Here is a 12,915-nt window from a genome sequence, read left to right as displayed (position 1 = left end):
CGAGTGCGCGTCGTCCTCAGGCTGTGTGGCCTATCTCCCGCATCGGCGTGCCGCGCACCGGCGCATCGCCTGCCACGTAGTACTTCGCGGTGCTGCGCGGCAAAGGCGCGCGGCCGCGGATTTTGTCGGCGATCTTCTCGGCAATCATGATGGTCGGCGCGTTGAGGTTGCCGGTCGTGATCAGCGGCATGATCGAGGCGTCCACTACGCGCAGGCCTTCCATTCCATGCACGCGGCCCTGACCATCGACCACGGCCATCTCGTCGTTGCCCATCTTGCAGGAGCAGGACGGGTGATACGCCGTTTCGGCGTGTTCGCGGACGAATTGATCCAGCTGCTCATCGGTCTGGACCTCGATGCCTGGGCTGATTTCGCGACCACGATATTTGTCCAGCGCAGGCTGTTGCATGATTTCGCGGGTCAGGCGGATGCCGTCACGAAATTCCTGCCAGTCCTGCTCGGTGGACATGTAGTTGAAAAGGATGCTCGGGTACTCACGCGGGTTTTTCGATTTCAGTTGCACACGGCCGCGGCTCGGCGAGCGCATCGAACCGACGTGGGCCTGAAAGCCGTGTTCGCGCACGCCCTTGCTGCCGTTGTAATTAATCGCAACGGGCAGGAAGTGATACTGAATGTTCGGCCACTCGAACTCCTTGCGCGAGCGAATAAACCCGCCGGCTTCGAACTGATTGCTGGCGCCGATGCCCTTGCCCAGGAACATCCACTCAGCACCAATGGCGGGCTGGTTCCACCACAGCAGCGACGGGTACAGCGAAACCGGCTCCTTGCAGGCGTATTGCAGGTACATCTCCAGATGGTCCTGAAGGTTCTCGCCAACGCCCGGCAGGTCGTGAACCACAGGGATATCGAGCTTCTGCAGCAGCGCCGCAGGACCCACGCCGGAGCGCTGCAGAATCTGCGGCGAAGCGATCGCGCCGCCGCACAGCAAGACTTCCTTGCGCGCGCGGGCTTCGATGCGGGTGTCGCTGTCGCCCACCAGATAAGCCACCCCAACCGCGCGCTTGCCGTCGAACAGGATCCGGTCGGTCAGGGCATGGGTGACGATGGTCAGGGTCGAGCGCTTCTTGGCCTCGTCCAGATAGCCGCGTGCCGTACTCGCGCGGCGGCCGAATGGCGTGACCGTGCGATCCATCGGACCGAAGCCTTCCTGCTGGTAACCGTTGAGGTCGTCGGTACGCGGATACCCCGCCTGCACGCCCGCTTCGACCATTGCCGCGAACAGCGGATTGTTGCCGGCTTTGGGCGTGGTCACGCTGACCGGGCCATCGCCACCGTGAAAGTCGTTGGCACCGATGTCGCGGGTTTCCGCCTTGCGGAAGTACGGCAGGCAGTCGAGATAGGTCCAGTCTTCCAGTCCTGGATTTTTCGCCCAGCCGTCGTAGTCCAGCGCATTGCCACGGATGTAGCACATGCCGTTGATCAACGACGAGCCACCCAGGCCCTTGCCACGGCCGCACTCCATGCGACGGTTGTTCATGTGCGGCTCTGGCTCGGTTTCATATGCCCAGTTGTAGCGACGGCCTTGCAGCGGGAAGGCCAGCGCGGCCGGCATCTGGGTGCGGAAGTCGGCGCGGTAATCCGGGCCGCCCGCTTCGAGCAGCAGAACAGTGACGCCCGCGTCTTCGGTGAGACGGGCTGCCAGGGTGTTACCGGCCGAGCCTGCGCCGATGATGATGTAATCGAATTCTTGGGACATTGAAGATGCTCCCTCTTCAGAAAGTGGGCGGTCGAGAGAAGCAGGGGGGAGCAATAGGCATGCTCGACCCCTTGCGCCCCATGCTAATGCGCTAGCCGAACTGGCCTCGGGACTTGTAGGAGTGAGCTTGCTCGCGAGAGCGGCGGATCAGTCAGCAGAGATGCAAGATGTACTGACGCCATCGCGAGCAAGCTCACTCCTACAGTGATTGCGTTCGACTGTAGGAGTGGGGCGGGTCAGAACACCGAGGCGTAATCGCCCAGCTCGACCTGTACCGATTTGATCCGGGTGTACTGCGCCAGCGAGCTAATCCCGTTTTCGCGGCCCACGCCCGACTGTTTGTAGCCGCCGACCGGCATCTTCGCGTCGGACTCGCCCCAGGCGTTGATCCAGCAGATACCGGCTTCGAGCTGATGAATCACGCGATGAGCGCGGTTCAGGTCCCGCGTCACGATGCCGGCGGCAAGGCCGAAATCGGTGTCGTTGGCGCGGCGAATGACTTCTTCTTCGGTGTCGTAGCTCAGAATGCTCATGACCGGGCCGAAGATTTCTTCTTTGACGATGGTCATGTCGTCGCGGCAATCGGTGAAAACGGTCGGGGCGACGAAGGCGCCGTTGCCGAACTCGCCCTCGGTCAGGCGATGGCCGCCGATCAACAGACGGGCGCCTTCTTCCTTGCCTTTGGCGATGTAGCCCAACACGCTTTCCATGTGCGCAAAGCTCACCAGTGGGCCGAAGTTGGTGTTGTCGTCCTGCGGGTTGCCGACGCGGATGCGCTTGACGCGTTCGATGATTTTGGCTTCGAAGGCGGACTTCAACGCGCTCGGCACGAAGACGCGGGTGCCGTTGGTGCAGACCTGACCCGAGCTGTAGAAGTTGGCCATCATCGCGATGTCGGCAGCGCGATCCAGATCGGCGTCCTCGAAAATGATCAGCGGCGATTTGCCGCCCAGCTCCATTGTCACTTCCTTGAGTGAGGAGCTGGAGGCGCTGGCCATCACTTTCTTGCCGGTATCGGTCCCGCCAGTGAACGAAATCTTCTCGATGCGCGGGTGCTCGGTCAGCCAGGTACCGACTTCACGGCCACTGCCGGTCAGGACGTTGAAGACGCCGTCTGGAACGCCTGCTTCGGTGTAGATTTCCGCCAGTTTCAGGGTCGTGAGCGAGGTGACCTCGCTGGGTTTGAAGATCATTGCGTTACCGGCCGCCAGCGCAGGCGCGGATTTCCACAAGGCGATCTGGATCGGGTAGTTCCACGCGCCGATGCCGACGGTCACGCCCAGTGGTTCGCGGCGGGTGTAGACGAACGAAGTGTCGCGCAGCGGAATCTGCTCGCCTTCGATGGCCGGGACCAGACCGGCGTAGTACTCAAGCACGTCAGCGCCGGTGACGATGTCGACGTATCTGGTTTCGGAAATGGATTTGCCGGTGTCCAGGGTTTCCAGCGCGGCCAGTTCGTCGTTGCGCTCGCGCAGGATATCAACGGCACGGCGCAGGATCCGCGAACGCTCCATGGCGGTCATGGCGGCCCAGATCTTCTGGCCTTTCTCGGCGCTGACCACAGCGCGCTCGACGTCGGCTTCGGTCGCGCGCTGAACCTTGGCAAGGACTTCGCCGTTGGCGGGGTTAATGGCTTCAAAGGTCGCGTCGCTGCTGGCGTCGACGTAACCACCGTCAATGTAGAGTTTTTGCAATTCGAAACGGGCCATAAAGTCCTCGCAGTTGTCTGTGATGGGCGTTGAGCGGGTGCGCCGTGCGCAGTGCCGATCGCTGTTCGGCGGCCTGCGTCCCTGTCAGGAGCAGCGCGCCGCTTTTGCCAGTTGCAAATCCATGTATTCGTAGGCGATCTGTTGCGCCTGTCCGGTATCGAACGCATCGCCCGACAGCGCGCCGCGCAGCCACAGACCGTCGATGAGCGCCGCCAGGCCGCGTGCTGCGGTGCGTGCGTCATCCAGTGGCAGGACGCGGCGGAACTGGCAGCACAGGTTTGAATACAGGCGGTGATCGTTGATCCGTTGCAAGCGGTGCAACGAAGGCGAATGCATGCTGGTTGCCCAGAAGGCGAGCCAGGTTTTCATTGCCGGTCCATTGACCTGACTGGCGTCGAAGTTGCCTTCGATGATCACCTTCAGATGAGCGCGGGGGCTGTCATCGGTCAGCGCCTGACGACGCTCGGCGACATTGATGATCAGCGCGTTCATCAGATGGCGCATGGTCGCTGCGATCAGGCCGTTCTTGTCCTGAAAGTAGTGACTGATGATGCCGTTGGAGACGCCCGCCAGCTTGGCGATCAGTGCAATGCTGGCGTCGCCCATGCCGACCTGATCGACCGCCGAAAGGGTGGCCTGAATCAGCTGTTGACGGCGTATGGGTTGCATACCGACCTTGGGCATCTGTGAGTCTCCTTGGCTCGCCGGGTGATCGTGAAGGACTGAAAAACGGCCTCCAGTCTAGTGCTTTTTAATTGAACGTTCAATCAACAAAAAACCATGGGCGTGCGGAAAGGTTGTGAATGGCAGCGTCTGCGAGGCCGAAGTCGATCATCTGTGCTGATCGTTCCCCACGCTCTGCGTGGGAATCCCGCCCCTGACGCTCCGCGTCATACCGTTGGACGCGGAGCGTCCCGAGATGCATTCCCACGCGGAGCGTGGGAACGATCAGATCAGATCTGCTAGAGGTATTGCGTTAAGCGTGTGTCGCGATCAACCGTGATTCTTGCCAAGCAATGCGTGGTACAGCTCGCTGTCGCCCAGGATGCCGACCAGCTGGTTGTTCTCTTGCAGCACCAGTTTGTTGCCGGTGTGGTAGCGGATCTGCAGCGCCTCGCGCATGCCGATGTCCGAATGCACGACCGTCGGTTTGCGGCCCAGGTTTTCCACGGACTGCCCCGGTTCCCAGCTTTGCAGATCAACAGCCGCGCCGTGCTGATGCAGGCCCTTGATAGTGTTGCCATCGGCCAGGTCGATCCAGGAATCGTCGCCCGGATCCAGGCAGACCTGGGAGCCGTTGATGCGCGTGCAATCGTTGATCGGGCGCATCAGGCTGCGGCCGCACAGCACGTTGAGCGGGTTGGTGTGGGCCACGAACGTACGCACATATTCGTCCGCCGGGTTAAGCACGATTTCTTCCGGAACGCTGTACTGAATGATCCGGCCATCTTTCATGATCGCGATCCGCGTGCCGAGCTTGAGCGCTTCGTCCAGGTCGTGGCTCACGAACACGATGGTCTTGCTCAGTTTCTTCTGCAACGCCAGCAGTTCGTCCTGCAGGCCCTGGCGGATCAACGGGTCGAGCGCGGAGAACGGCTCGTCCATCAGCAGAATGTCGGCGTCCATCGCCAGCGCACGGGCCAGACCGACGCGCTGCTGCATGCCGCCGGAGAGCTCGTCGGGCTTCTTGTTGCGCCATTGGGTCAGGCCGACCAGTTCGAGTTTCTCGTCAACCAGCTGGCGACGTTCTTTCTCGGGACGACCCTGCATTTCCAGACCGAAGCTGATGTTCTCGCGAACGGTCAGCCACGGCATCAGGGCGAACTTCTGGAACACCATGGCGATGCGCTTGGTGCGCATCATTTTCAGTTCCGCCGGTGTGCAGTTGGCGATGTTGATCTGTTTGCCTTCGTGCTCCACGAACAGCGAGCCGCGGCTGACGGTGTTCAAGCCGTTGATGCAGCGCAGCAGACTGGATTTGCCCGACCCGGACAAGCCCATCAGCACGCAGATTTCGCCCTTGTTGATCTCCAGGCTGGCTTTCTCGACGCCAACGATCTGTCCGGTCTTCTTCAGGATTTCTGGCCGCGTCAGGCCCTGATCCAGCAGCTTGAGAGCCTCACGCGGGTCTTTGGAGAAGACGACGTCTACCTGGTCGAATTTGATGATGCTCATGCGTCGGCCCTCACTTTAGCGTCGGGTTGTTTGCAGATACGGTCGAGCATGATCGCCAGCAATACGATCGCAAGGCCTGCTTCGAAGCCCAGTGCGATATCAGCAGTGTTCAGTGCGTTGACCACGGGTTTGCCCAAGCCATCGGCGCCCACCAGTGCCGCAATCACCACCATCGACAACGACAGCATGATGCACTGAGTGATACCGGCCGCAATGCTGGGCATGGCGTGAGGCAGTTCGATTCGGGAAAGCAGTTGACGACGGGAGCAGCCGAAGGCTTTGCCGGCGTCGAGCAATTCCTGCGGTACGTCGCAGATGCCCAGATAGGTCAGACGGATCGGTGCGGCAATCGCGAACACCACCGTGGAAATCAGACCGGGAACCACACCGAGCCCGAAGAGAGTCAGGGTAGGGATCAGGTACACGAAAGTCGGGACTGTCTGCATCAGGTCCAGGATCGGGCGCATGCAGGTGTAAAACATCGGCTTGTGCGCGGCAACAATGCCCAGCGGCACACCGATGACCACGCAGACCAGCGTCGCGAACAGCACTTGCGCGAGGGTCTCCATGGTTTCCTGCCAATAACCCAAGTTCAGGATCAGCAGGAAGGAAATGACGACAAAGGCGGTCAGGCCCCATTTGCGCTGGATGTAATGGGCAAGCAGAGCTATCAGGCCGATCAGGACGAAGGGGTTGAACCAGGTCAGACCCGAGGTCAGTCCGTGGATCATGGTTTCCAGCGACGATGCGATGGCGTCGAACGTGCTGGCGCCATGTTGCGTCAGCCAGTCAACGAAGCCTGCAATGTACTGGCCTAGGGGGATTTTGTGATCAGTCAGCATGATATCGGTTGTCCGCGTGCGGGATGAAATGAGGACAACAGGCGGGCGTACCCGCCTGCGTGTCGAGTTACTTCGTCAGCTCGGCTTTTGCGGCCTCCAGGCCAGGTTTACCGTCCACTGTGGTCACACCTGCCAACCAGGTGTCGAGTACTTGTGGGTTCTTCTTCAGCCATGCCTTGGCTGCGGCATCAGGCTTCATCTTGTCGTCCAGAATGTTGCCCATCAGGGAGCTTTCCATCGGCAAGGTGAAGGACAGATTCTTCAGCAGTTGGCCAACGTTGGCGCACTCGGTGGTGTAGCCCTTGCGCACGTTGGTGTAGACCGTCGCCTGGCCGAAGTTGGGGCCGAAGAAATCGTCGCCACCGGTCAGGTACTGGATTTTGAAACGGGTGTTCATCGGGTGCGGTTCCCAGCCCAGGAACACGACGTCGGTGTTGCGTTTGGTGGCGCGGTCGACTTGCGACAGCATGCCCGCTTCGCTGGATTCCACGACCTTGAAGCCTGCGTCTTTCAAGCCGAAGGCGTTCTTGTCGATCATGCTCTGGATCAGGCGGTTGCCGTCGTTGCCGGGCTCGATGCCGTAGATCTTGCCGTCGAGCTCTTTCTTGAATTTGACGATGTCGGCGAAATCGTGAAGGCCTTTGTCGTAGAGGGCTTGCGGAACGGCGAGGGTGTATTTGGCGTTTTCAAGGTTGGCGCGGACGGTTTCAACGGTGCCGGCATCGCGATAGGCCTTGATGTCGTTTTCCATGGTCGGCATCCAGTTGCCGAGGAAGATGTCCATGTTCTTGCCATCGGCCAGCGACTTGTAGGTCACGGGCACGGAAATCATGGTGGTTTTGGTCTTGTAACCCAGCGACTGCAGCACCACGCTGGTGACAGCGGTCGTCGCAGTGATATCGGTCCAGCCTACGTCAGAAAAATTGACCATCTTGCAAGCGGCGGGCTCTGCGGCCTGAGTCAGAACGGGCAGACTCAGCACAACGCCCAGCAACAGCTTTTGTGAACCTTTCATGGTTGGACTCCTTAGGTGTTTTCTTCTCGTCATCAGCCGAGGCTGACGCGTTTTCTGGTGTCGGCGAGTCAAGGGGGAAAACAGCTCTATCACTGCGTCTGGCGATTGAGTCGTTAACGATCATGTAACAGGGAAAAACAAACGCCTACAGGGTGCGTCGTAACCAGTACATAGGGGGTCGTATCCAGTGTCAGTGACGTCGCTTACAGATTTTTTCCCCGCCCGCCGAGCGGTTTTCGAGTGTCTATGCGGCAAAAAGTGTCGAAAACAGTGAGGCCTCTTTCTGGCGAGTCGGCTCTTGCGCGCGCATGTGCAGCGGCGACGTTCGTGGACATGAGTGAGTCGGTGTGAGACGCCGCCCTTCGAGATAAAAGGCTGATGATGCCGCCATCTCGACGGATGACAGCTTCAGCGTAGCAGTTCCGTCGCCGGCCGCGCGGCGCGCCGGGAACCCTGTTTTGCGGAGGTTTGCGGTTAATGGCTATCAGCGTTTTCGACCTGTTCAAGATCGGTATCGGCCCCTCCAGTTCTCATACCGTGGGGCCAATGCGTGCAGCGGCGTTATTCGTGCAAGGGCTGCGCGAGCGTGGCCAGCTGGCGTCGGTCACGCGCATCGAAGTGCAGTTGTATGGCTCGTTGTCGGCAACCGGCGTCGGTCACGGCAGCGACAACGCAGTGATCATGGGGCTGATGGGCGAGTGGCCTGACGCAATTGATCCATCGCAGATCGGCCAGCGCATCGCAGAGCTGCGGGAAACCGACACGCTGAAGCTCAACGGCGATCATCCGGTTGCCTTCGTCTGGCAGCGCGACATGTTGCTGCTCGACGAAAACCTGCCGTATCACCCCAACGCCATGACGCTGATTGCATTCGATGCACGAGGCGAGGCGTTTCGCGACACGTATTACTCGGTCGGCGGAGGCTTTGTCGTCGACGAGGCGCAGGCCGCCAGTGGCGTTCTCGATGCGGACAACACGGTACTGCCCTACGACTTTTCCAGCGCTGATGAGCTGCTGATGCTGTGCGAGAAAAACAATCTGCGCGTGTCGGAATTGATGATGGCCAACGAAAAGGTCTGGCGCAGTGAGGAAGAGATTCGCGCCGGCCTGATGCGCTTGTGGAAGGCCATGCAGGATTGCGTCGAGCACGGCCTGAAAGAAGAGGGCATCCTGCCAGGTGGCCTGAATGTACGTCGTCGAGCGGCGCGTCTGCACCGCAGTCTTCAGGAACTCAATAAACCCAATGTCATTGGCTCGACGTTGAGCGCAATGGAGTGGGTCAACCTGTTCGCCCTGGCGGTCAACGAAGAAAACGCCGCAGGCGGGCGCATGGTGACGGCGCCCACCAATGGCGCGGCGGGGATCATTCCGGCCGTCCTGCATTACTTCGTGAAGTTCAGTGATGAAGTCAGTGAAGCGAACGTGGTGGATTACTTCCTCGGCGCGGCAGCAATCGGCATTCTCTGCAAAAAGAACGCCTCCATTTCCGGAGCCGAAGTCGGCTGTCAGGGCGAGGTCGGGTCGGCATGCGCCATGGCAGCCGCGGGGCTGGCGGATATCCTTGGGGCCACTCCCGAGCAACTGTGCAACGCCGCCGAGATCGGTCTGGAACACAACCTTGGCCTGACCTGCGATCCGGTCGGCGGTCTGGTTCAGGTGCCCTGTATCGAACGCAACGCGATTGCTGCCGTGAAAGCCATCAACGCCGCCCAGATGGCGTTACGCGGGGACGGTAAGCACTTCATCTCCCTGGATCGCGTCATCCGCACCATGCGCGACACCGGCGCGGACATGCACGACAAATACAAAGAAACGTCGCGCGGCGGATTGGCTGTCAGTGCGGTTGAGTGTTGAGGCGTTGATTCGGCGGCACCTGATCTGACGCCTTCGTGAGCCAACTCACTCCCACAGGGTTTGCGTCGTAGGCAGCGATGACTGGCAACGGCCAACCCGTGGGAGTGAGCCAGTTGTCTTTAATAGCCCCTCGATCATCGTAATACCCAATGCCTTCCCGGCTGAAGCCGGTCCTACGAAGAATTTGCAGCGTCTGTAGGACCGGCTTCAGCCGGGAAGAGGCAGGTGCATGCTGTGGAGATGCAGCGTCTGGAAATCAGACTTCGTCAGATGGCGGCCCCGAGCAGGCGCGCTGCTACAGGGGGGGCGTGGCGTTTTTGGCGAGCGACGTCACGTCGCGAAATAGGTGGGAGTGAGCTTGCTCACGAGGCCTTGTGCCCGTCGTCGATCATGGGGGCGCAACATGCCGCTGCTCGCTTTTCGCTCACGTTTCGAGCCTGCCGCTGCCTTTTGGCGCGGAGGCTGCCGAACATGGCGCAAAGCCATGTCACACCGACCTTATCCGCTGCGCCGCCTGTCACCTGTGCATGCGGTGACACTCCAGCTTGTGCTGGCATTTGGGCACTTCACAAAAGTGCTACTGAATTGCTCAGCCCGCCCTCTGTTATAAGGCCTTGCGTCCAGCAGGTCGCGAATCGAACGCTCATGTCGCTCCCGAATAGACGCATCGCGACGTCGCAATCAGGATTTATTGAATGCCCATTCAAGTTTAGGCATGGCATTTGCGTTGCAATAACAAAGCTCTCCACTGATGAGAGCCAACAACAAGAGCCTCTTCTTGGGGCCATCAACCGCTTTTCGTGTGAGGAGATACCGTGATGACTTCGTTCAACTCCGGGGCACAACCCCAGAACCGTGCGCCTCAATCCATCGGCTTTTTGCTGCTGGACAATTTCACACTCATTTCCCTCGCATCAGCGGTTGAGCCACTGCGTATGGCCAACCAGCTTTCTGGCCGTGAGCTGTATCGCTGGACCACACTGAGCGTCGACGGCGGCCAGGTCTGGGCCAGCGACGGCCTGCAAATCACCCCTGACGCGGCCATGCACAAGGCGCCGGTGCTCGACACCGTAATCGTCTGTGGCGGCGTCGGCATTCAGCGCACGGTCACGCGCGAACATGTGAGCTGGCTGCAGAGTCAGGCGCGTCAATCCCGCCGCCTTGGCGCTGTGTGCACCGGCAGCTGGGCACTGGCCTGCGCGGGCCTGCTCGATGGTTTCGATTGCAGCGTGCACTGGGAATGTCTGGCCGCGATGCAGGAAGCTTTTCCGCGCGTTGCCATGAGCACTCGCCTGTTCACCCTCGATCGCAACCGCTTCACCAGTTCGGGCGGCACGGCGCCGCTGGACATGATGCTGCACCTGATCAGCCGCGATCACGGGCGTGAACTGTCCGCTGCAATCTCGGAAATGTTCGTCTACGAGCGTATCCGTAATGAGCAGGATCATCAGCGCGTGCCGCTCAAACACATGCTCGGCACCAATCAGCCGAAGCTTCAGGAAATCGTCGCCCTGATGGAGGCGAACCTTGAGGAGCCGATCGACCTCGACGAACTCGCGGTGTATGTCTCGGTGTCCAGGCGTCAGCTGGAAAGGCTGTTCCAGAAATACCTGCACTGTTCGCCGTCACGCTATTACCTCAAGCTGCGCCTGATCCGTGCGCGTCAGTTGCTCAAACAGACGCCGATGTCGATCATCGAAGTGGCGTCGGTCTGCGGCTTCGTTTCCACGCCGCACTTCTCCAAGTGCTACCGCGAATATTTCGGCATTCCACCGCGTGACGAACGCGTCGGCTCCAACACGGCACAACAGGTGGCGATGATGCCGATTCCCCAAGCGATGGTGCTCGCGCCGCTGTCGGGCCCGCTGTCTGCACTGAGCCAGGCGCGTAATGAGTCGACGTTTGCGAGTGTGAGGTTGTAACAGGCTCACGCATTATGTGCGTGCTGTAGGAGCGCGCTTGCCCGCGATTGCGGCGTGTCAGTCGACACATCGGTTGCAGGCAACCTCCATCGCGGGCAAGCGCGCTCCTACACATCCAAGTTAAGTGTCAGGCCTGTACGCGGCCCTGGTTATACGTCGCCAGCGCCGGCAACAGCTGCTGATCGATCGCCTGGCGCACCGCCGGGAGGATGGTGGCACTGCCGCTGAGCATTCTTTCCACCAGTTGTCGCAGCGCTCGGGCGCGGTCTTCGGTCAGACCGCAGACGACCTGGGCGCACGCCTGTTCGGCGCTGGCGCCGGAGGGCGTTTCAAAGCCGATGGATCTGAGTTGGCCGATGAGATCGTCCTGGTCGATCAGGTCCGCATGCATCATGACGTTGGCTCCTTTATTGGGAATGATTCGATTCTGGTGGGGCCCGAAGGGCTCGGCAATACCTGTCGTCGGCAATGTCTGACATACGCATAACGGTGTCGTTTTCGGCTATGTAACTGTTTAGTTAATTCGGCATAATGGCCTCATTCAAAATTGCGCAGGTCATGGTTTGGTCACCCTCTAGCCTGCGCAAGTGCCTCAGCCCCGGTTTTGTAACGGCTTAACCGGGGATTTTTTTGCCTGCCGTTTGGATGCCCAGGGTGCTGCAGGGTATGAGCGGTCTGCGCGACGGCGGCTGTTTTGGTAAACTCCGCAGCCTTCCAGGAGCCGCCATGAACTACCGTCACGCCTTCCACGCCGGCAACCACGCCGACGTTTTCAAACACATTGTCCTGACTCGATTGCTCGCGCTGATGTCGCGCAAAGAGCAGCCTTTTGCCTATCTCGACACCCATGCTGGCCTAGGGCTGTACGACCTGCAGGGCGATCAGGCGACACGTACCGGTGAATGGATCGAAGGCATCGGCCGTCTGTGGGATGCCGAAGACGTGCCGCCGATGGCCGCGGGTTACATGAACGTCATTCGTCACATGAACCGCAAGAACGGTGAGCTGCGTTACTATCCCGGCTCCCCGGAGTTGGCGCGTCGCCTGACTCGTGAGCAGGACCGTGTGCTGCTTAACGAAAAGCACCCCGAAGATGGCGCGCTGCTCAAAGACAACATGAAATACGACCGTCGCGTCGCGGTGCATCTGGGTGAGGGCTGGTATGTGCCCCGGGCGCTGCTGCCGGTTCAGGAAAAGCGCGCGGTCATGCTCATTGATCCGCCTTTCGAGCAACTGGACGAGATGAAGCGTTGCTCCGTTGCGCTCAAGGAGGCCATCGCGCGCATGCGCCAGACCGTCGCCGCCATCTGGTATCCGGTCAAAGACCAGCGCGCCCTGAAACGCTTCTATCAGGACCTCGCCGAAACCGGCGCGCCGAAGCTGCTGCGGGTTGAGTTGCTGGTGCATCCGCTGGAAACGCCCAACAGCCTCAACGGCTCCGGGCTGGCGATCGCCAATCCGCCATGGGGGCTGGAAGAAGAGTTACGCGAGCTGCTGCCGTGGCTGGCCGAGAAGCTGGGTCAGACTCAGGGTGACTGGAAGATGGATTGGTTGATAGCGGAATAGCCCATTCTGAATTCTGCGTAATAACAGCCTGTTCCCGGCTAAAGCCGGTCCTACGGGGTACGCGATCCTCCGGTAGGACCGGTTTGGCCGGGAATTGGCCTCCTGCATCACCCCA

At 60.2% G+C, this 12,915-nt stretch carries 10 protein-coding genes; 3 read left to right on the top strand and 7 right to left on the bottom strand.

What is annotated here, in order from left to right:
- Window positions 1-16: 16 nt before the first annotated feature.
- From betA to BMZ10_RS18040, 6 genes are all read right to left on the bottom strand, one after another.
- Window positions 17-1,717 (bottom strand): choline dehydrogenase, encoded by a 1,701-nt coding sequence (gene betA, locus BMZ10_RS18065; RefSeq protein WP_093465255.1) that lies wholly within the window; start codon window positions 1,715-1,717, stop codon window positions 17-19.
- A gap of 236 nt (window positions 1,718-1,953) precedes the next feature.
- Window positions 1,954-3,426, bottom strand: a complete 1,473-nt coding sequence (betB, locus tag BMZ10_RS18060) for a betaine-aldehyde dehydrogenase (RefSeq protein ID WP_093465252.1) — start codon at window positions 3,424-3,426, stop codon at window positions 1,954-1,956.
- Window positions 3,427-3,510: 84 nt separating this feature from the next.
- Entirely contained in the window at window positions 3,511-4,110 is a 600-nt protein-coding gene (betI, locus tag BMZ10_RS18055) for a transcriptional regulator BetI (RefSeq protein WP_093465249.1), read from the bottom strand.
- Between the two features lie 309 nt (window positions 4,111-4,419).
- Window positions 4,420-5,601, bottom strand: coding sequence for a choline ABC transporter ATP-binding protein (choV, locus tag BMZ10_RS18050; RefSeq protein ID WP_093465246.1), 1,182 nt, complete (start codon window positions 5,599-5,601; stop codon window positions 4,420-4,422).
- Complete coding sequence (choW, locus tag BMZ10_RS18045; protein ID WP_177182163.1) at window positions 5,598-6,446, bottom strand: choline ABC transporter permease subunit; 849 nt, start codon at window positions 6,444-6,446, stop codon at window positions 5,598-5,600. The genes choV and choW overlap by 4 nt, the downstream gene beginning before the upstream one ends.
- A 64-nt stretch (window positions 6,447-6,510) precedes the next feature.
- Window positions 6,511-7,458, bottom strand: coding sequence for a choline ABC transporter substrate-binding protein (locus BMZ10_RS18040; protein WP_093465241.1), 948 nt, complete (start codon window positions 7,456-7,458; stop codon window positions 6,511-6,513).
- Between the two features lie 477 nt (window positions 7,459-7,935).
- Between BMZ10_RS18040 and BMZ10_RS18035 the strand changes: the two genes are divergently transcribed.
- Complete coding sequence (locus BMZ10_RS18035) at window positions 7,936-9,312, top strand: L-serine ammonia-lyase (RefSeq protein ID WP_093465238.1); 1,377 nt, start codon at window positions 7,936-7,938, stop codon at window positions 9,310-9,312.
- Between the two features lie 818 nt (window positions 9,313-10,130).
- Window positions 10,131-11,234 (top strand): choline metabolism transcriptional regulator GbdR, encoded by a 1,104-nt coding sequence (locus tag BMZ10_RS18030; RefSeq protein ID WP_093465236.1) that lies wholly within the window; start codon window positions 10,131-10,133, stop codon window positions 11,232-11,234.
- A gap of 127 nt (window positions 11,235-11,361) precedes the next feature.
- Here the strand turns inward: BMZ10_RS18030 and BMZ10_RS18025 are convergent, their stop codons facing one another.
- Window positions 11,362-11,628 carry a hypothetical protein gene (locus BMZ10_RS18025; protein WP_093465233.1) on the bottom strand — a complete coding sequence of 89 codons (267 nt, stop codon included), beginning with the start codon at window positions 11,626-11,628 and terminating at the stop codon, window positions 11,362-11,364.
- A gap of 332 nt (window positions 11,629-11,960) precedes the next feature.
- Here BMZ10_RS18025 and BMZ10_RS18020 point away from each other — a divergent pair, with 332 nt between their 5' ends.
- Window positions 11,961-12,800: a 23S rRNA (adenine(2030)-N(6))-methyltransferase RlmJ gene (locus BMZ10_RS18020; RefSeq protein WP_093465230.1), complete on the top strand. Its 840-nt coding sequence runs from the start codon at window positions 11,961-11,963 to the stop codon at window positions 12,798-12,800.
- The last annotated feature ends 115 nt before the right edge of the window (window positions 12,801-12,915 follow it).

The sequence above is a fragment of the Pseudomonas sp. NFR16 genome (genome assembly GCF_900108875.1).
Taxonomy (GTDB): domain Bacteria; phylum Pseudomonadota; class Gammaproteobacteria; order Pseudomonadales; family Pseudomonadaceae; genus Aquipseudomonas.
This window is presented reverse-complemented; position numbering and strand designations above follow the sequence as displayed.

Bases quoted from the DNA above. Each gene is read 5' to 3' on its own strand.
- BMZ10_RS18040 (WP_093465241.1), bottom strand. From the start codon at position 7,458: ATGAAAGGTTCACAAAAGCTGTTGCTGGGCGTTGTGCTGAGTCTGCCC.
- betA (WP_093465255.1), bottom strand. From the start codon at position 1,717: ATGTCCCAAGAATTCGATTACATCATCATCGGCGCAGGCTCGGCCGGT.
- betI (WP_093465249.1), bottom strand. From the start codon at position 4,110: ATGCCCAAGGTCGGTATGCAACCCATACGCCGTCAACAGCTGATTCAG.
- betB (WP_093465252.1), bottom strand. From the start codon at position 3,426: ATGGCCCGTTTCGAATTGCAAAAACTCTACATTGACGGTGGTTACGTC.
- choV (WP_093465246.1), bottom strand. From the start codon at position 5,601: ATGAGCATCATCAAATTCGACCAGGTAGACGTCGTCTTCTCCAAAGAC.
- BMZ10_RS18030 (WP_093465236.1), top strand. From the start codon at position 10,131: ATGACTTCGTTCAACTCCGGGGCACAACCCCAGAACCGTGCGCCTCAA.
- BMZ10_RS18020 (WP_093465230.1), top strand. From the start codon at position 11,961: ATGAACTACCGTCACGCCTTCCACGCCGGCAACCACGCCGACGTTTTC.
- BMZ10_RS18025 (WP_093465233.1), bottom strand. From the start codon at position 11,628: ATGATGCATGCGGACCTGATCGACCAGGACGATCTCATCGGCCAACTC.
- BMZ10_RS18035 (WP_093465238.1), top strand. From the start codon at position 7,936: ATGGCTATCAGCGTTTTCGACCTGTTCAAGATCGGTATCGGCCCCTCC.